The sequence below is a fragment of the Salegentibacter tibetensis genome (assembly GCF_020164485.1).
Taxonomy (GTDB): Bacteria; Bacteroidota; Bacteroidia; order Flavobacteriales; family Flavobacteriaceae; genus Salegentibacter; species Salegentibacter tibetensis.
Genome location: NZ_JAIQZA010000026.1, coordinates 1 through 18679, shown reverse-complemented (window position 1 = coordinate 18679; position 18679 = coordinate 1). Strand labels below are relative to the sequence as shown.

Annotated in this window: 12 protein-coding genes and 1 pseudogene; 8 read left to right on the top strand and 5 right to left on the bottom strand. The window is 38.6% G+C overall.

Going from position 1 to position 18679, the window contains the following annotated elements:
* Positions 1 to 11: 11 nt before the first annotated feature.
* Positions 12 to 875: an MBL fold metallo-hydrolase gene (locus LB467_RS13280; protein WP_224474532.1), complete on the bottom strand. Its 864-nt coding sequence runs from the start codon at positions 873 to 875 to the stop codon at positions 12 to 14.
* Between the two features lie 111 nt (positions 876 to 986).
* The gene (locus tag LB467_RS13275) at positions 987 to 2771 is read right to left on the bottom strand and encodes a cation:proton antiporter (protein ID WP_224474531.1); all 1785 of its coding nucleotides are present in this window, start codon (positions 2769 to 2771) and stop codon (positions 987 to 989) included.
* Between the two features lie 188 nt (positions 2772 to 2959).
* Here LB467_RS13275 and LB467_RS13270 point away from each other — a divergent pair, with 188 nt between their 5' ends.
* Positions 2960 to 4840, top strand: a complete 1881-nt coding sequence (locus LB467_RS13270) for a cation:proton antiporter (RefSeq protein WP_224474530.1) — start codon at positions 2960 to 2962, stop codon at positions 4838 to 4840.
* A 152-nt stretch (positions 4841 to 4992) separates the two neighbouring features.
* The gene (locus LB467_RS13265) at positions 4993 to 7032 is read left to right on the top strand and encodes a cation:proton antiporter (RefSeq protein ID WP_224474529.1); all 2040 of its coding nucleotides are present in this window, start codon (positions 4993 to 4995) and stop codon (positions 7030 to 7032) included.
* Here the strand turns inward: LB467_RS13265 and LB467_RS13260 are convergent, their stop codons facing one another.
* The 3 genes and pseudogenes from LB467_RS13260 to lepA all read right to left on the bottom strand — a co-directional run bounded on the left by LB467_RS13260 (position 7033) and on the right by lepA (position 10181).
* A complete protein-coding gene (locus LB467_RS13260) occupies positions 7033 to 7794 on the bottom strand; it encodes a YebC/PmpR family DNA-binding transcriptional regulator (protein ID WP_224474528.1) in 762 nt (253 codons plus the stop codon). It lies immediately after the preceding gene.
* 121 nt (positions 7795 to 7915) lie between these two features.
* Positions 7916 to 8179 (bottom strand): annotated as a pseudogene (locus LB467_RS13255) (four helix bundle protein); the annotation flags it as partial.
* A gap of 205 nt (positions 8180 to 8384) precedes the next feature.
* Entirely contained in the window at positions 8385 to 10181 is a 1797-nt protein-coding gene (gene lepA, locus LB467_RS13250; protein ID WP_224474527.1) for a translation elongation factor 4, read from the bottom strand.
* A gap of 423 nt (positions 10182 to 10604) precedes the next feature.
* Between lepA and LB467_RS13245 the strand changes: the two genes are divergently transcribed.
* From LB467_RS13245 to LB467_RS13220, 6 genes are read left to right on the top strand one after another with little or no spacing between them, the layout of a single operon-like run.
* Positions 10605 to 11870 (top strand): sugar MFS transporter, encoded by a 1266-nt coding sequence (locus LB467_RS13245; protein WP_224474526.1) that lies wholly within the window; start codon positions 10605 to 10607, stop codon positions 11868 to 11870.
* A 12-nt stretch (positions 11871 to 11882) separates the two neighbouring features.
* Complete coding sequence (locus tag LB467_RS13240; RefSeq protein ID WP_224474525.1) at positions 11883 to 13451, top strand: beta-N-acetylhexosaminidase; 1569 nt, start codon at positions 11883 to 11885, stop codon at positions 13449 to 13451.
* A gap of 22 nt (positions 13452 to 13473) precedes the next feature.
* Positions 13474 to 14292 carry an N-acetylmuramic acid 6-phosphate etherase gene (gene murQ / locus LB467_RS13235; protein ID WP_224474524.1) on the top strand — a complete coding sequence of 273 codons (819 nt, stop codon included), beginning with the start codon at positions 13474 to 13476 and terminating at the stop codon, positions 14290 to 14292.
* Between the two features lie 55 nt (positions 14293 to 14347).
* Positions 14348 to 15946 carry a glycoside hydrolase family 10 protein gene (locus tag LB467_RS13230; protein WP_224474523.1) on the top strand — a complete coding sequence of 533 codons (1599 nt, stop codon included), beginning with the start codon at positions 14348 to 14350 and terminating at the stop codon, positions 15944 to 15946.
* Positions 15947 to 15952: 6 nt separating this feature from the next.
* Positions 15953 to 17410, top strand: a complete 1458-nt coding sequence (locus LB467_RS13225; RefSeq protein WP_224474522.1) for a sodium:solute symporter — start codon at positions 15953 to 15955, stop codon at positions 17408 to 17410.
* Between the two features lie 11 nt (positions 17411 to 17421).
* A complete protein-coding gene (locus LB467_RS13220) occupies positions 17422 to 18438 on the top strand; it encodes a dipeptide epimerase (RefSeq protein ID WP_224474521.1) in 1017 nt (338 codons plus the stop codon).
* The last annotated feature ends 241 nt before the right edge of the window (positions 18439 to 18679 follow it).

The window sequence follows — 18679 nt, the reverse complement described above, 5'->3', positions numbered from 1 at the left end:
CGAATTGAATTTTAATTAAAAAGTTCATTAAAAGTAAAGGTTTTGTCTAACCTTACTCCTTTTTCGGTGTTTTTTAAAGTTATAATTTCGTTGTGAGCATCGTGCTCCAGGAACAAATAATAACCTTTATCTGCAGCCTGTTTAAGAAACTTTTCTTTTTCGGTTAAAGTAAGCAGCGGCCGGGTATCAAAGCCCATTACATAAGGTAACGGAATATGGCCGGCAGTTGGAAGTAAATCTGCCATAAAAACCAGGGTTTTATCTTTATACTGAATATGGGGTATCATTTGCTTATCAGTATGTCCATCTACAAACAACACGCCAAAATCAAATTCCTGAGATTGAATAAAGTTTTGGTTCTCTTTACGATCTAAAAAATGAAGTTGCCCGCTTTCTTCCATAGGCAGGATATTTTCTTTTAAAAAGGAAGCTTTTTCACGAGCATTAGGTTCTGTAGCCCATTTCCAGTGATCTTTATTGCTCCAGAATTTTGCATTTTTAAAAGCGGGTTCGTACCCGGTTTTATCTTTATTCCATTTAATCGCTCCTCCACAATGGTCAAAATGAAGGTGGGTTAGGAAAATATCGGTAATCTCATCACGGTGAAAACCATGTTCTTCAAGCGATTTATCTATAGAATGTTCGCCCCAGGGGTAGTAAAATCCAAAGAATTTTTCGCTTTGTTTATCGCCCATTCCTGTATCTATAAGGCTTAGTTTATCGCCATCTTCTATAAGCAAGCAGCGAGCGGCCATATCTATCATATTATTGGAATCGGCAGGGTTGGTCCTGCTCCAGAGACTTTTTGGAACAACGCCAAACATAGCGCCACCATCCAGTTTAAAATTACCTGACTCTATTGGATATAATTTCATAAAATTTGAATTTTATTCTGCAAATTACTAAAAGCAAAAAACATGCACTGCTAAAATTCTGTTAGCAGGCATGTTTTATAAATTATAAACTTCAGATATAGAAATATGGGCTTATACCAGGTAAATTACTTTTTCGCCTTCGGCAATGCTATCGTTGTAACGGAAAGGCCTTTTAATTCCTTCGGTATTAATTATAAAAAATGGTAAAATTGAATTTTTTTCGCCTTTATGTTTTTTCACCCATTCTCTGGTTGAAATTTCTTCTTTAATAGTTTGCGTTTTTTCTTCAAAATCACCGTCATTTATTTTTATTGCCCAGGGTTCTAATTCTGTTTTATTGGCAAAAAGGGAAGTAGCATTAATTTTATCAAGCATATCTACATCAGCACCGGTTTCACTTGGGGATACCAGTACTATTTTGTTGGGGATATAAAATGTATCGTCGGCTATTTGTGCAGCCAGAAAGTTTATTTCACTATTACCGGTAACTCCTATAAATGTGCCTATCTCCGTGGCTTTCGCATCCTCCATGGTTTCTTCCTTTAGAATATTACCATACATACTGTTGAAGCCTTGCTTTTTTGCTTCAGCAACCATTTCCCGGTTGGAATCTATAATCACCACCTCGTCCTTATCCTGAAGCTTTTTAGCCATATACAAACCAAGGGGATTTGCACCTAAAATAATATATCCACTTTTGGATTCCTGGAGTACAAGTTCGTTTCTGTTTCGTAGCCAGGTGGTGGTCCAGGTTAAAAAAAGCGGAACTGTTAGCGTTGTAAAAATGGCCATAAAAACCAGGATAGAGAAAATCTCACTGGTAATAATACCCATTTGTAAGCCAATCCCCGCAATAATAATTTCAACCGCACCACGGCCGTTCATACCGGTTCCCACAGCAATACCTTCTCGCCATCCATAACCGCTGGGTAAATAGAACAAAGCGGTACCAAAAATTTTACCAATCATCGCAACCAATGTAACTACGATTAACATCATAAGGTCGGTTTGAAAAATCTCCAGGGTTACATTAAAGCCTGCAGAAACAAAGAATATTGGTGCTAAAAATCCTATGGAGACATCATGGAAAATATGATTGATATCTTTTGAAATTTGCCGGTTAAAAACTCCGTCACGAATAAACAATCCTGCCATAAAAGCTCCTAAAATACTATGCAAACCGGCTACTTCAGCCAATTCTGAAAAGCCCAGCACTATAATTAGAATTAGGGTAAAATGAAGTGTCCGGCTGTGAATATTAGATTTCATTAAAAACCTTCCCAGTAATGGCATAAGATAAAGCCCTGCAAGGGCGGTAAAGACAAAGAATAAAACAGCTTTTCCTGCTACCCATACCAAACCAAGGGTATTTATGCTACCGGCATCTACATAACTTACTATCCCTGCAAAAATAACCAATGCAAGGGTATCAGAAATAAGCGCACCTGCCATTAGGACGTAGGCTATTCGGGTGTTGAGGAGTTTCAGATCTACCAGAATCCTGCTTTTGGTAGCCAGAGAGGTGACAGCAACTGCAATCGCCACAAAAATGGCGGCCATTTGAGTACCGCCAAAATAAATAATAGTATAGTAGCCTAGGGCAAAAGGAACAATAAAACCACCAATAGCGGCCAAAAGTCCCGGCCAGGAAGCTTTTCCGAGATCGCGGAAGTTAATTTCCATCCCTATATAAACCATAAGAAGAATAATACCCACTTCTGCCAGAACGTTAATCATTTCAGAAGGTTCAAGAAGACCAAGAAGGGCAGGACCAATTATAATTCCTATAATGAGTTCTCCCAGTATTGCAGGATATCCCAGTTTTTTAGCCGCTGATCCTCCTAACCAGGCACTGAATAAAATAATCAAGAGATTGAGGATATTTAATTCTTCCATAAAGAATAATTTGGTAGTTAGAGTTACAAAATATCAATATTTTTGCAACTTTTAGATAATTATTTATGTTAAATGGCTATAAAACTTACTTATTAAGTAATATGGCTTAAAAAGCCTGAATTCATTATATCGTTGCGATTAAATCGGCCTATTTTTGTAGATAGCTATTTACTTTAAAACGTTTACGCATGTTAGAACTTGCAAGTTTGGTAATATTAGGGATCCTGGCCCAGTGGTTGGCCTGGAAGATTAAAACCCCCGCAATTTTGCCACTTATTTTGATTGGCCTTTTGGTTGGACCAATCTCAACCTTAATTAGTGAAGACGGTACCAAATGGGTAGAACCTATTTGGAATGGCTCTGAAGGTTTATTCCCCGGTGAAAGCCTGTTTTATTTTGTTTCCCTCGCTATTTCGGTTATTCTTTTTGAAGGTGGATTAACCCTTAGAAGAAGTGAGGTAGGCAATATTGGCCCGGTTATCCTGAAACTTATCAGCGTAGGGACGGTAGTAACTTTTCTGGGTGCGGGTTTAGCTGCACATTTTATATTTGACCTTTCCTGGCAGATTTCATTTTTATTTTCAGCATTGATAATTGTAACAGGACCTACGGTTATTTCACCCATTCTGCGAAATATTCCCTTAAAAACTCACGTCTCTTCTATTTTAAAATGGGAGGGAATTCTTATAGATCCCATTGGCGCTCTTATTTCAGTATTGATGTTTGAATTTATTAGGGTAGAAGGCGGGCAGGATTTTACGCAAACTGCGCTAATTGAATTTGGAAAGATCCTGTTATTCGGATTTACCTTTGGTTTTACTTTCGCCCATTTACTGGCATTTTTGATTAAAAGACAGATCATTCCGCACTATTTACTCAATGTCTTTATTCTCGCAACGGTACTTGGTGTTTTCGTTCTGGCCGATACTTTTGCCCACGAAAGCGGGCTTTTGGCCGTGGTGATTATGGGAATGGTAATGGGGAATCAAAAATTACCCAATATTAAAGAACTTTTATACTTCAAGGAATCGCTAAGTGTATTATTAATTTCGATACTTTTTATTCTTCTCGCCGCAAATATTGAAGTTGAAGAACTATTGCTGGTTTTTAACTGGAATTCGCTTATTCTTTTTGGAGTAGTGGCTTTAGTGGTAAGGCCAATTGGGGTGATTTTAAGTTCACTGGGATCAGGTCTAAAACTCAATGAAATAGCTTTTATAAGCTGGGTTGGGCCCCGGGGTATTGTTGCCGCAGGTATTGCCTCATTATTCGGTCTTCGTTTGGCACGGGAAGGTATTGCTGGCGCCGAATATATTACCCCATTAGTATTTATGATCGTGCTTTGTTCGGTTTTATTAAACGCAGCAACAGCAAGGCTTTTTGCACGTTTAGTAGGGGTTTTTATAAAAGATTCACAAGGAATTTTGATAATTGGTGCTTCATCTATTGCAAGATTAATAGGGAAATACCTGCACGATAATGAACGCCATGTTGTATTGCTGGATAATAATTCTGATAATGTAAAAAAAGCACGAGACTTAGGGATTGATGCTATTGAAGGGAGTGTTTATTCAGATGATCTCATGAATAATATAGAACTGAACGATATTGGCTATTTAATGGCCATGACCGGGAACAGCGATATCAATAAAACAGCTATTTCGAAATTTAAAAAGCAATTTGGGGAAAACGGTTCTTTTAGGGTCATCACTGCCGATGAAATGAACAATCCCGAAAAAAATCCTACCGAAGGCTTATTTTCCCATACCGATGATTATATAAAACTCACAGAGGTTTCCAGGAGCTATCCAAAAATCCACGAACTCGCGCTGAACAGCAAAGAGCATTATGAAGGTTTAATTGAAATTTCTAAAACCGATCCAGACATTATTCCATTGTTTGTAAAGAATAAAAAAGGGGGGCTAACCATAATACCTTCACATAGTTCAGATGTTGAGATTGAAGAAGGGTTTCAGCTTGTTTATTTAGGAAAGAAAATACAACGGGAAGAAAAAGTTGAAGAAGACTACACAGAGGTTGTTGAAGAGGAGAAAGAAGGAAATTCTTAAAAAATTAAATCCGAACCTCTAGGACTAAAAATGCACCAATGCTTGTGTTGAAATATTAGTTTATAGCACTATATTATATTTCTTGGAAAGAAATAAAATTATTCAATTTTCCTGTATCTTTAGGGCTTTTAAACCACAAACCGGTACGCGATATGAACGAATTTTATGAAATTCTGCAACACGAATTTGAACTTCCTTTAAGCAACCCGGTACTTGTTTTTTCACTTATACTTCTTATAATTCTCGTTTCACCTGTTTTGTTGCGAAGAATAAAGATTCCCGGCATTATTGTACTTATTATTTCGGGTATTATCATTGGGCCTTATGGTACCGGGCTTTTAGAACAAAATACCGCCATAGATCTGTTTTCTAAAATTGGTTTGCTTTACATCATGTTTATAGCCGGTTTGGAGTTGGATATGAACCAGTTTAAAGTAAACCGGAATAAAAGCTTTCTCTTCGGGCTTTTTACTTTTGCTATTCCTCTGATTATAGGTTATCCGGTATGTTATTATTTACTGGGTTACGATTTTAACGCCAGTTTTTTAACGGCCAGTATGTTTGCTACGCACACGCTAATTGCCTATCCCATAGTAAGTAAAATGGGGGTTTCTAAGAATGAAGCTATTGCCATTACCGTTGGAGGAACCATCCTAACCGATACAGCAGTATTAATAATTCTTGCCGTAATTATGGGGAATGCCCAGGAAGGCGGACTTACGATGGATTTCTGGATTAGGCTGGTAGTTTCCCTCACAATTTTTTGCGGTATTATGTTTTATCTGGTGCCTAAAATTGCCAAATGGTTTTTTACACGTCTCGAAAAGGAAAAACATTTACATTACATTTTTGTACTCACGGTGGTATTCCTTGCCGCATTTTTAGCTGAATTAGCAGGCGTTGAAGATATTATTGGGGCATTCCTGGCAGGATTGGCCTTAAACCGATTAATTCCACATTCTTCGGCGCTTATGAACCGAATTGAATTTATGGGTAATTCCCTGTTTATCCCTTTCTTCTTAATAAGTGTGGGTATGTTGGTAGACATCAGTGTGATTTTAAGCGGATATATGGCCATTGTGGTAGCCTTAACCTTATCGGCAGTAGCGTTGATTGGAAAATGGGCCGCCGCTTATTTTACCCAAATAGCTTTTAAATATTCAGCTTCACAACGCAAGGTTATTTTTGGATTGAGTAGTGGTCACGCCGCGGCTACATTGGCAGTTATTATTGTGGGTTTTAATGCCGGGATTATTGATAAAAATATCCTTAACGGAACCATTATTCTAATCCTCATAACTTCAATAGTAGCGACTTTTGCTACGGAAAAAGCTGCGGAAAGACTTGCACTGGAAAACCAGGAAGTAGATCCTGAAGCAATTAAGAATTCGGAAAACTATAAGAAAGAAAGCATTTTATTGCCTCTGGCCAATATTGTGAATTTCGATAAACTGCTTGAATTCGCTATTCTAATTAAAGATAAGGCTTCTACTAATCCTGTTTCCATACTTTCGGTGGTCCCCAACGATGAAGAAGCCGAAATCAATATTGCGCAGGCACAGAATAAGTTGGAAGATTTCGTAAAACAGGCTTCTGCTTCAGAAACCGATGTAGATGTAACCGCAACTATAGACCAGGATGTGGCCAACGGAATTGCCCGAAAATCCCGTGAAATTATTGCCGATGTTACCGTTTTGGGCTGGCCTACCAGCTCTACCGATGAAAATGATATTATTGGCGATAAAATGGCGGGGATAATTCGAGGTACGCGTAATACAGTTTTTATTTGTGAAACCCATACACCCTGGGCTACCCACGAACGTTTAATTGTAGCTGCCCCACCAAGGTCAGCTGAAATGGCCGGTTTTGAATTATGGGTAAAAAAAGTTATAAAATTCTCGGAAGAGCTCAGTATTCCTATTTTCCTTTATTGTGATACCGAAACCCGAAACGCCGTAGAGCAACTAGTAGAAAAACTTAGATTAAAAGCGCCCTTTGAATTTCAGGAATTTAGTAATTGGGAAGACTTCCTTATTATTTCTAAAAATTTAAGCGTCGAGGATATTATTATGCTTATTTCAGCTCGAACCGGAAGCATTGCTCACCGGGGAATCCTGGAGCAAATTCCACTAAAAATGGCTACGTATTTTAAAGATAATACCAAGATCATTGTTTATCCGCAAGAAAAATAACTAATCTTCTTTTTCCATTTCTTCTACCAGCTCATCGGTAATTTCCATATTGTGATAAACATTCTGGACATCATCGTCATCTTCAAATTTTTCTGCGAGATTCAGAATTTTTTTCGCGTCTTCAACCGGTAATTCCACCGTATTCAAAGGAATGCGTTGTACTTCAGACGATTTAACTTCTATTTCCAATTCTTCCAATTTTGAAGACATCAGCCCGAAATCATTAAAATCGGTATAAATAGTTATGAAATCTTCTTCTTTTTCAATTTTTGAAGCCCCACCTTCTATAAGTTCCAGTTCAAATTCCTCAAGGTTTATCTCGATATTTTGACGTTCAATAGTAAACACACCTTTTTTAGCGAAAAGAAATTCAAGAGAACCATTGGTTCCTAAATTTCCGCCATTTTTAGAGAATATAGAACGAACGGCAGCTACGGTACGGTTAGTATTATCGGTAGTACATTCAATAAAAAAAGCGATTCCGTTTGGGCCGTAGCCTTCAAAAGTTACGGTCTCATAATTATCGGCATCTGCACCACTGGCTTTCTTTATGGCGCGTTCTATGGTGTCTTTGGGCATATTTACACCTTTGGCATTAGAAATCGCATTACGCAGCGCCGGGTTGGCTTCAGGGTCTGGTCCGCCGCCTTCTTTTACCGCTACACTTATCTCCTTGATTGCACGTGTAAACTGTTTTGCTCGTTTCTTATCCTGAACACCTTTACGGTGCTTTATATTTGCCCATTTACTATGTCCGGCCATTCTTATTAGTTTTTAGTCTGGAGTTGGTAGTGGGTAGTTTTTAACCCTGTTTACCTTAAATACAAAAATAAAAAATAGCTATTAATTTAGAAAAATAGTTGGTAGTGGTAGCTAAAAACAGTTATTTTTTATTTCGAAGATATTTACGAAGGCCAGAAATCATCTTAGAAATTTCTACTAAATCTTTACGACTTTTTTGATTAATCTGCTCCGAAATATAATTTTGACGCGTGGCTATCGTAGTATATACCACGCATTCTTTTAGAGAATTCGAGGAAGTTCTCAGAAGTTTTAAAAACTCCTTATCAGTACCGCCAGAATCCTCAGAAATATTTAAAGCAATAGAAACCGCAGCCCTTCTAAATTGAGAAGTTAAACCGTAGACTTCTTCTTTAAGAAATTAATTTGTTATAGAATAAACAAAATCAATAAAGTCAAGCGTTTTTTGATGAACTACTAAATCTTCAAAATTGAATTTTCATAATGAGTTTTGCTAGTTTACATTAAATATAAACCATTGATTTTAAACAGCTAATGAATATTAACTAACTAACTACAAACTCTCAACTACAGTCTACAACTTTAAACTTTTAATCATTCAACTTTAACACCGCCATAAAGGCTTCCTGTGGGATTTCCACATTACCTACCTGGCGCATGCGTTTTTTACCTTTTTTCTGCTTTTCAAGTAATTTTCTCTTACGTGAAATATCACCACCGTAACATTTGGCGGTAACGTCTTTTCTAAGCGCTTTTACGGTTTCACGGGCAATAATTTTTGCGCCGATTGCCGCCTGAATTGGAATATCAAATTGCTGTCTTGGGATTAATTCTTTCAGCTTTTCACACATTTTCTTACCAATATCGTAGGCATTATCTACGTGGAGTAGGGCAGAAAGGGCATCTACTACATTGCCATTCAATAAAACATCAACCTTTACCAATTTAGATTGGCGCAATCCTATAGGCGAATAGTCAAAAGACGCATAACCCCGGGAAACGGTTTTTAACCGGTCGTAAAAATCGAATACAATTTCAGCTAAAGGCATGTCAAAACTTAGCTCAACCCTTTCAGGAGTTAAATAAACCTGATTAGTGATTTCACCTCTTTTCTCAATACAAAGGGACATTACATTCCCTACATATTCAGATTTGGTGATTATGGTAGCTTTAATATAAGGCTCCTCTACCCGGTTTAGAGATGAAGGTTCCGGTAAGTCTGATGGGTTATTAACCAAAATAAGATCATCAGGATTTTTATTGGTGTAGGCATGATAAGATACATTGGGAACGGTTGTAATTACCGTCATATCAAATTCCCTTTCCAAACGCTCCTGAATAATTTCCAGGTGAAGCATTCCAAGGAAACCACATCTAAATCCAAAGCCTAATGCTGCAGAACTTTCAGGTAAAAATACCAGGGAAGCATCGTTTAACTGAAGCTTTTCCATAGAACTTCGCAGTTCTTCATAATCCTCTGTATCTACAGGATAAATTCCTGCGAAAACCATAGGCTTTACATCTTCGAAGCCGGCAACGGCTTCTGTGGTTGGATTTTTAGCGTCGGTAATAGTATCACCCACTTTTACTTCGCGGGCGTCTTTAATCCCGGTGATGAGGTAACCTACATCGCCGGTTTTAATTTCCTGCCGGGGGAATTGTTTTAAACGTAGTGTTCCAACCTCATCGGCAAAATAATTTTTATCTGTAGCCACAAATTTAATATTCTGGCCTTTTTTGATCGATCCGTTAATTACCCTAAAATAAGTCTCCACCCCACGAAACGGGTTGTAAACTGAATCAAAAACCAAAGCTCTTAACGGAGCATCTACTTTTCCACTTGGTGGTGGAACCCTTTTAATAATCGCAGAAAGTATTTCTTCAATTCCCAAACCTGTTTTTGCACTGGCAGGAATAATGTCAGAATGTTCACATCCAAGAAGGTCTACAATATCATCGCTTACAACTTCTGGATTGGCACTTGGCAAATCTACTTTATTGAGAACCGGGATAATTTCAAGGTCATTTTCCAGGGCAAGATAAAGGTTAGAAATGGTTTGTGCCTGTATACTTTGAGCAGCATCTACAATCAGCAAAGCACCTTCACAGGCGGCGATAGAGCGTGAAACTTCATAGGAGAAATCTACGTGACCGGGAGTATCAATAAGATTTAAAACATATTTTTCACCTTCGTATTCATAATCCATCTGTATAGCGTGACTCTTAATGGTAATGCCGCGCTCACGTTCCAAATCCATACTATCCAGCAATTGTTCCTGCTTTTCACGATCGGTTACAGAACCTGTGAAATCCAGAAGACGGTCTGCCAGGGTACTTTTACCGTGATCAATATGGGCGATTATACAGAAGTTTCTTATATGCTTCATCGGGTATTTTTAATATTTGAATTCCTTAAAAGGTAATCAACAAATTTAAGTTTACAAATATAGTTTATTTCATAGTCCTAAAAGAAAGATGGAATATAAGAATTGGAAGAAACCCGAAGTTTGAATAATTGCTTTTGTGAAAATCATTTAAATAAAAAATTCACATATCTTTTATTTATTTATAAAAAACTTACTTAAGTATATAGCAGTTGTAAAAAAGTTTATTTCTTTTGTAAGAAACAATCTTGTTAGATCTTTCAAATTAAGTGAGATTTAATCCAGAGTATTATCGCAGCCTGGAGGCTTGTACAGAGAATTTTTACTTTTTTTAATTTCCCATTTTAAATTGTTGAAGACAATTTGATGAAAAGACATTAAGTTTAGCCTAAAATAAATACGAACAATAATTTAAGACATACACTTATGACTGCTGAAACCGCAACTAAACAGAATAACACCAGTAGATCTATTGTTATAATTGGGGCCTTATTTTTTATCTTCGGATTTGTCACCTGGCTAAATTCTGTGCTAATTCCATTTTTAAAAACTGCCAGCCAGTTAAATAACTTTGAATCTTATCTCGTTGCTTTTGCATCCTACATCTCCTATTTCGTTATGGCTATTCCTTCTGCCTGGGTTTTAAAGAAAACAGGATTTAAAAACGGAATGTCCCTTGGCCTAGTTGTTATGGCTATTGGGGCTTTGATTTTTATACCCGCAGCATTGTCCAGAACTTACGCGATGTTTCTTTTCGGCTTGTTCGTTCAGGGAACCGGTCTTGCTTTGCTGCAATCGGCTGCAAACCCTTATATCACTATCCTTGGTCCAATTGAAAGTGCGGCAAAGCGGATTAGTATCATGGGCATTTGTAACAAGGTTGCCGGTGCTTTGGCTCCAATTATTTTTGGTGCGATTTTGCTTAAAAATATGGATGCGGTAGAAGCAAGGCTTGAAGGTATGGGGGCAGTTGCAAAAGCAGCAGAATTAGATGAACTTGCCTCTCTGGTTATTACGCCCTATATAGTAATGGCTGTAATCCTGGTAGGACTTTCAGTACTTATTTATTATTCAGCTTTACCTGAAATTGAAACCGATGGAGAAGATGATACCCTTGCCGCATCGAATAAGAGTAAAACAAGCGTGGTTCAGTTTCCAAATTTATTGCTGGGTACCCTAGCCATGTTTCTTTATGTTGGGGTGGAGGTGATCGCCGGAGATACCGTAATTAGCTATGCCCGTGACGCGCATGATATTTCAACAGATGTCGCTAAATATTTCACTACGTACACCTTAATCGCTATGATTGTGGGATACTTGATTGGCACGGTCACCATTCCTAAATATATCAGTCAGCAAAAAGCATTGCAAATTTCGGGTATCCTGGGGATTATTCTGGGACTCTGTGCAATTTTCACTGATGGATATATTTCAGTGCTTTGTATCTCGCTTTTAGGTTTAGCAAACGCTTTGGTATTCCCTGCTATCTGGCCATTAGCTTTACACGGACTGGGAAGATTTACTAAAATGGGTTCTTCCTTTCTAATTATGGCGCTTGCCGGGGGAGCTATTTTACCGCTTATTTACGGTTATTTAGCCGATACTTTTGATCCGCAATCGGCTTACTGGATTGTAATTCCAAGTTATTTGTACATCTGGTTTTTCGCTGCAAAAGGACATAAAATAAAATAAAAATCTCTTATTATGAAAAGTTTAAAATTTAGTTTAGTTTTTTTAGTGTTTTTTCAGCTGGGTTTATCCGCACAAGAACCCGAAGCTGAAAAACCGGCAATCATCCCGCAGCCGGCAGAAGTTGAGTGGAAAGAAGATTTCTTTACACTTCAGGAAAGAACAGTGGTTTGTTTTAATTCCGGTGCAGAAGCATCGGCTGCCTGGTTGCAAAGATTGCTGCAAAATACTTACACGCAAAGCTATACGATGCAGGGAGAAGATTGCAACGGTTTTAATCTCAATCTTAATCCAAACCTGGAAGAAACTTTAGGTAAAGAAGGTTATCAATTAGATATTTCTTCAAACATTGTTTATTTAGAAGCCGCTTCAGAAGCCGGATTATTCTATGGTATCCAGACTTTACGTCAAATGTTTCCGGCTGAAATTGAAAATGAAAAGGTTTCCGAAGAAATTAAACTTCCGCAAGTATCAATTACCGACAGTCCAAGATTTGAGTGGCGAGGTTCTATGCTGGATATTGCCCGCAGTTTTTTTGGCCCAGATTATATTAAAAAGCACCTGGATAGAATGGCTTTTTATAAGTTAAACAGGCTGCATTTACACCTAACCGATGACCAGGGTTGGCGTATAGAAATAAAGCAAAAACCTAAGTTAACCGAACTTGGAGGTAAAGGTGCCGTAAAAGGTGGACGTTCTGGATATTTAACTCAGGAAGAATATAAAGAAATTCAGGAATATGCTGCTGCCAGAAATATTGTGATTGTACCGGAAATTGATTTGCCGGGTCACATTTATTCGGCCTTAATGGCTTATCCAGAATTAAATTGTGATGAGTTGGCCAATATAGAACCCAGAATGGCAACTCCACCACAGCTTTACCATGAATACCAGGTAGGGTGGAGCAAACTATGTCTTGATAAGCCCGAAATCTATGATTTTGTAGCTACGGTTTTAGGCGAAATGGCCGAGATCACCACAGGGGATTATTTACATATTGGCGGAGATGAAATTGAAGATGAACGCTATAAAGAATTCGTGGTAAAGGCTGATTCTATTGTACGGAAATTGGGAAAAATAACTATTGGTTGGGAAGAAGTAACCCAGGCAGCAGTAGATAGCACTTTTATTAGTCAGCGTTGGACCGGCAATACCAAAAGGGTCGTGGATACTCGTGTTATAGAATCTATTTGTACCAATTTCTATTTTGACCATGCCAATATTCCGGGACAGGAAATGACCAATAACTGGTGCCAGGAAAGAGGAGTTTCTTTAAAAGATGCTTATACCTTCAAGGCAAAAAATCCGAAAACAATAGGAGTAGAGGCCCCGGTTTGGACAGAAATGGTGCTTTCTGACGAAGCTGCAGATGATAGATTTTGGCCCAGAAGTATTGCAATGGCAGAAGTGGGTTGGTCTAAAGATGAAAACAAAGACTTTAAAAACTTTGTAAACCGACTTGGAGAGCACGGGTTGAGACTGGACCTTATGGATGTAAATTATTTTAGAACCCCGGAGGTGAATTGGAACAGCAGTCGAAATAAAGGTGTTTTTTCAGAGTTTATGCCTGAGTCCAGGTGGTAAATTATTTTAACTGAATTAGGAAATGGAAAGCAATAATCCCGATACAGAAAAAACTTCAAATTATAATGATTTGGAGAAGATGAATACTGCAGATCTTCTAGGTAACATAAATAAGGAAGATAAAACTGTTCCTGAAAGCGTTGAAAAACAGATTCCGGCCATAGAAAAGCTGGTAGATGAGATAGTGGCTAAAATGGAAGTAAGCGGCAGGCTTTTCTATATTGGTGCTGGAACCAGCGGCAGATTAGGGGTTTTAGATGCTTCAGAATGCCCTCCAACTTTTGGGGTTTCAGATCAAATGGTAATTGGTTTAATCGCTGGCGGCGATACTGCGCTTAGAAATGCTGTTGAAGGTGCCGAAGACGATACAGAGCAAGCCTGGAAAGACCTTCAGGAATATCAAATATCAGAAAAGGATGTGTTGGTAGGAATTGCTGCTTCAGGAACTACGCCTTATGTAATTGGAGGAATTAAGGCAGCCCGTAAAAAAGGAATTGCTACCGGCTGTGTAACCTGTAGTTCTGGTAGTCCTTTGGCAGAAGCCAGTGAATTTCCTATTGAAGTTATCACCGGACCTGAATTTGTAACCGGAAGTACAAGAATGAAAGCGGGAACCGCTCAAAAATTGGTTTTAAACATGATTTCTACTTCGGTAATGATAAAATTGGGGAGGGTAAAAGGAAACAAAATGGTCGATATGCAGCTTTCCAATAAAAAATTGGTAGGACGTGGCACCCGGATGATTATGGAAGAATTAGGAGTGGAAGAAAAGGAAGCAGCACATCTACTTCTGGAATATGGAAGTGTACGGGCGGCTGTTGTTGCCTATCGCAAAGCTTAATTTTTTTATTAGCCAATTTAAGATCGCATCTTCCGTTAATTCCAAAACCTACTCTATGAAAAAAATAATTCTTTCCTTACTTGCAGTAATTTTGTTTTTCTATTCCTGCAAAACAACTCAGGAAGTGTCGCAACCACAACCTCAGGAAACACCTGAACCAGAAGAGGTAATTGAACAAATCCCCGAAGAAATTGAGGCTCCTGAAACCCCGCAAAAAGATGAGGTGAAGTGGGATCCCAAAACCCCAAGAAATATTGAGGAATTCCGTGCAGCCTGGGTGGCTACCGTTGCCAATATCAACTGGCCCAGCAAATCCGGTCTTTCTACTTCAGAACAGCAAAGAGAGGCCCTGGAACTTTTAGACTTTTTAGAAGCACACAATTTTAATGCGGTAATTTTCCAGGTACGTCCGCAGGCTGATGCACTTTACGACAGTGAAATAGAACCCTGGTCATACTTTCTCACCGGAAAACAGGGAAAAGCTCCTGAGCCTTATTACGATCCGCTAAAATTCTGGGTAAATGCTGCTCACAAACGCGGACTGGAATTGCACGTCTGGTTAAATCCATACCGTGCGCATCACACTACCGGAAAGGAAATTAGTGAAAAATCGGTTATTAAAACCAATCCAGATCTTGTAGTAGAGCTGGCAAATGGAATGTGGTGGATGGATCCGGCGCAAAAGGGAACTCAAGATCGCTCCAGTGAAGTAGTGATGGATATTGTAAAACGCTACGATATAGACGGTATTCATTTTGACGATTATTTTTATCCCTACGATTCTTATAATAACGGCAAGGATTTTCCAGACGATTTAAGTTGGAGGGCCTACCAGGCCGCAGGCGGTGAACTGTCCCGGGGTGACTGGCGTCGGGAGAGTGTAAATGTTTTCATTAAAAGGGTTTATGAAGAAATTAAAGCTGAAAAGCCACACGTAAAATTCGGCTTAAGCCCCTTCGGAATATGGCGTCCAGGTTATCCTGAGTCGGTACAGGGTTACGATCAATACGATAAATTATATGCCGATGCCAAATTATGGTTGAATGAGGGCTGGATAGATTATTATACGCCACAGTTATACTGGAAAATAAGTCAGTTAGGGCAGAGTTTTCCAGAACTACTTGGCTGGTGGGAAAGTGAAAACACAAAACAGCGTCATTTATGGCCAGGAATGAATGTTGGTGGCGAAGGAGACCAAATGCACATTACCGAAGTGATTAACCAGATTATGATTACCCGTGGAATGCTTCCTGAGAGTAAAGGCGCCGTTCATTGGAGTATTGGGCCATTGGTAAAAAATAAGGAGCTTGCAAAAGCCATAAAAGAAGGGCCTTATAAAAAGAAAACTTTGGTGCCACCCAGTCCCTGGTTAGATAATACGCCTCCTGAAATTCCAAACGTTACCGCTAATGAAAATCGGGACAAAATTGAAATTACCTGGGGTGTAGAAGATGAATCCGATATAAAACAATGGGTCTTATATTTTAAATATGAAACCGGAAACTGGGATTATAAAATTCTAAATGCCGAAAAAAGGAGTCAGGATTTGCAGAAAGAAGTAGGGGATAAGAAGCGTAAACTTCAAAAAATTGGAGTAACTGCGGTAGATCGCACCGGCAACCAAAGTGAATTCATCGACCTTGAAATAAACTAATAATTTATGAGCCCTTTTTTAGTCTTTGGTGTAATCGCCGGTTATTTTTTTTTACTGCTGGCCATTAGCCATTTTACTTCAAAACAGGCCGATAACAATACCTTTTTCACGGCCAACCGGCAATCACCCTGGTTTTTGGTAGCCTATGGGATGGTTGGCGCTACTTTATCTGGGGTTACATTTATTTCGGTACCCGGCGAGGTGGGTAATTCCAACTGGAATTATTTGCAGTTTGTAATGGGGAATATGGTAGGTTACGCTGTAATTGCCCTGGTGTTAATTCCATTATTTTATAAACTGAAACTGATTTCTATTTATGAATATTTAAAAGATCGTTTTGGGCAAAATTCTTATTATGCCGGGGCTTCATTTTTCCTTATCTCCCAAACCATTGGTGCTTCCTTTAGATTGTTTTTAGCGGCATTAGTGCTGCAAATCGCGTTTTTTGATGCCTTTGGAATACCATTTTGGATCACCGTTATGATCACCATTGCTTTAATTTGGCTTTATACCTATCGCGGTGGGATTAAAACCATTGTTTGGACTGATACTTTACAAACCACATTTTTGTTGCTGGCGGTTGTGATAAGTATCTGGATGATCACAGACCATATGGAGCTCAGCTTTACTGATGTTTTCGCAACGATTGGCAACAGTGAAAAGTCTACCATTTTTGAATGGGACTGGCGTTCTAACAACGCATTTTACAAGAGTTTCCTCGCAGGAATATTTATTACCATCGCGATGAACGGGCTTGACCAAAACGTGATGCAGAAAAACCTTACCTGCAAAAACAAAGGGGAAGCGCAAAAGAATATTTTCTGGTTTTCTATCGTATTTTTCTTTTCAACCGTACTTTTTTTAGCACTCGGGGTTTTGCTTTACAAATACGCCATGGATCAGGGAATCGCAATTCCAGAAAGAACAGACGATCTCTATCCCTTGTTAGCCCTAAATCACTTCGGAATCCTTGCCGGCGTTGTTTTCCTTTTAGGAATTACCGCTGCTGCTTTTTCCAGTGCAGATTCAGCTTTAACGGCACTTACTACTTCTTTTTGTGTTGATATTCTCGACATTCAGAAAAAAGAAAAAAATCAGAAGAAAACCAGGTTAATGGTGCACATTGGTTTTACCGTTTTAATGTTTTTGGTAATTATCGCTTTTAATGCGGTAAACGACAGCAGCGTGGTAAGCGCGGTTTTTAAAGTGGCCGGTTTTACTTATGGCCCATTGTTGGGTTTATTCGCTTATGGTTTACTGAGTAAAAATCCGGTTCGCGATAAATGGGTACCGGTGGTATGTATTTTATCGCCTATAATTTCTGTAATTTTAGATTTTAATTCTGAAGCCTGGTTTAACGGCTATAAGTTTGGTTTTGAAATTTTATTGGTTAACGCGGCCATTACCATGTTAGGCCTTTTTTCCTTATATAGGACTAAAGCTGAAGATTTATTAGCCAAATAATATTCTGAAAAATGCAATTAAAGTTTTATCCATATAAGCTCGAATTAAAAAACACTTTTACCATAAGTCACGGCTCGCGGGATTATCAACCCACATTAATTGTGGCGGTAACAGAGGGGAACTACACGGGTTATGGTGAAGCTACGGCAACTTCTTATTATGGGGTTAGTATTGAAAAGATGCAGCAGGATATTCAATCTTTAGAACCTCTTCTTGCTGAAAATATCGATAAATCCCCTGAAGAAATCTGGGAGCTTACCTGGCCTAAGCTTAAACAAAACCCTTTTGCGCAATGTGCTTTGGATATCGCCCTGCACGATTTACACGGTAAGCGAAATGAAATGCCGCTTTATCAGTTATGGGGCTTGAATTTGGAAAATATTCCGCTTACAAATTATACCATCGGGATAGATTCCGTAGAAAAAATGGTCCAGAAAATTAAAGAATTCCCCTGGCCGCTTTACAAAATTAAACTGGGTACCGCGAATGATGTGGTGATAGTAAAAGAATTGCGAAAATATACCGATGCTGTTTTTAGGGTAGATGCAAATGCCGCCTGGACGGCAGATCAGGCCATAAAAAATGCCAAAGCTTTAAAAGAATTAAATGTTGAATTCCTGGAGCAGCCTTTAAAAGCCGATGATTGGGAAGGAATGGAAAATCTTTACAAAGAATCGGTTTTGCCACTTATTGCCGATGAAAGTTGTATTGAAGAAAGTGATGTGGAAAAATGTGCCGGCTATTTCCATGGAATAAATATTAAGCTTACCAAATGCGGTGGACTCACCCCCGGCAAACGAATGATTTTACAAGGAAAATCCCTTGGTTTAAAAGTGATGGTGGGTTGTATGACAGAATCTACGGTGGGCATTTCAGCAATTGCACAATTATTGCCGCTACTGGATTATGTAGACATGGACGGCGGACTCCTGATTAAAAACGATATCGCCGATGGCGTAAAAGTCTATGATGAAAAAGCTCATTTCCCTGAAAGAAACGGCACCGGTGTGGAATTGTATGAGAAATAATAAATTTGCCACGAATACACGAATTGTAAAAGAATCTTCCTGCAAGGTTTTTTTAACCTTGTAGGTCTGAAAAGAAGCTTTTAATTACACTTTAGATTAAGAAAAAAGCGTCATTTCGATTTCTATGACAAAACCAAGCGATTTTGGTAATATGTTTTGTTTTTAACCAATGCCATAGCAATGTGGATTAACTTGTTTCTTACTGCATTTAATACGCTCATTTTATTTTTCCCTTCTTCAA

Bases quoted from the DNA above. Each gene is read 5' to 3' on its own strand.
- LB467_RS13275 (WP_224474531.1), bottom strand. From the start codon at position 2,771: ATGGAAGAATTAAATATCCTCAATCTCTTGATTATTTTATTCAGTGCC.
- LB467_RS13220 (WP_224474521.1), top strand. From the start codon at position 17,422: ATGCAATTAAAGTTTTATCCATATAAGCTCGAATTAAAAAACACTTTT.
- LB467_RS13240 (WP_224474525.1), top strand. From the start codon at position 11,883: ATGAAAAGTTTAAAATTTAGTTTAGTTTTTTTAGTGTTTTTTCAGCTG.
- murQ (WP_224474524.1), top strand. From the start codon at position 13,474: ATGGAAAGCAATAATCCCGATACAGAAAAAACTTCAAATTATAATGAT.
- LB467_RS13260 (WP_224474528.1), bottom strand. From the start codon at position 7,794: ATGGCCGGACATAGTAAATGGGCAAATATAAAGCACCGTAAAGGTGTT.
- LB467_RS13245 (WP_224474526.1), top strand. From the start codon at position 10,605: ATGACTGCTGAAACCGCAACTAAACAGAATAACACCAGTAGATCTATT.
- LB467_RS13270 (WP_224474530.1), top strand. From the start codon at position 2,960: ATGTTAGAACTTGCAAGTTTGGTAATATTAGGGATCCTGGCCCAGTGG.
- LB467_RS13265 (WP_224474529.1), top strand. From the start codon at position 4,993: ATGAACGAATTTTATGAAATTCTGCAACACGAATTTGAACTTCCTTTA.
- lepA (WP_224474527.1), bottom strand. From the start codon at position 10,181: ATGAAGCATATAAGAAACTTCTGTATAATCGCCCATATTGATCACGGT.
- LB467_RS13230 (WP_224474523.1), top strand. From the start codon at position 14,348: ATGAAAAAAATAATTCTTTCCTTACTTGCAGTAATTTTGTTTTTCTAT.
- LB467_RS13225 (WP_224474522.1), top strand. From the start codon at position 15,953: ATGAGCCCTTTTTTAGTCTTTGGTGTAATCGCCGGTTATTTTTTTTTA.
- LB467_RS13280 (WP_224474532.1), bottom strand. From the start codon at position 875: ATGAAATTATATCCAATAGAGTCAGGTAATTTTAAACTGGATGGTGGC.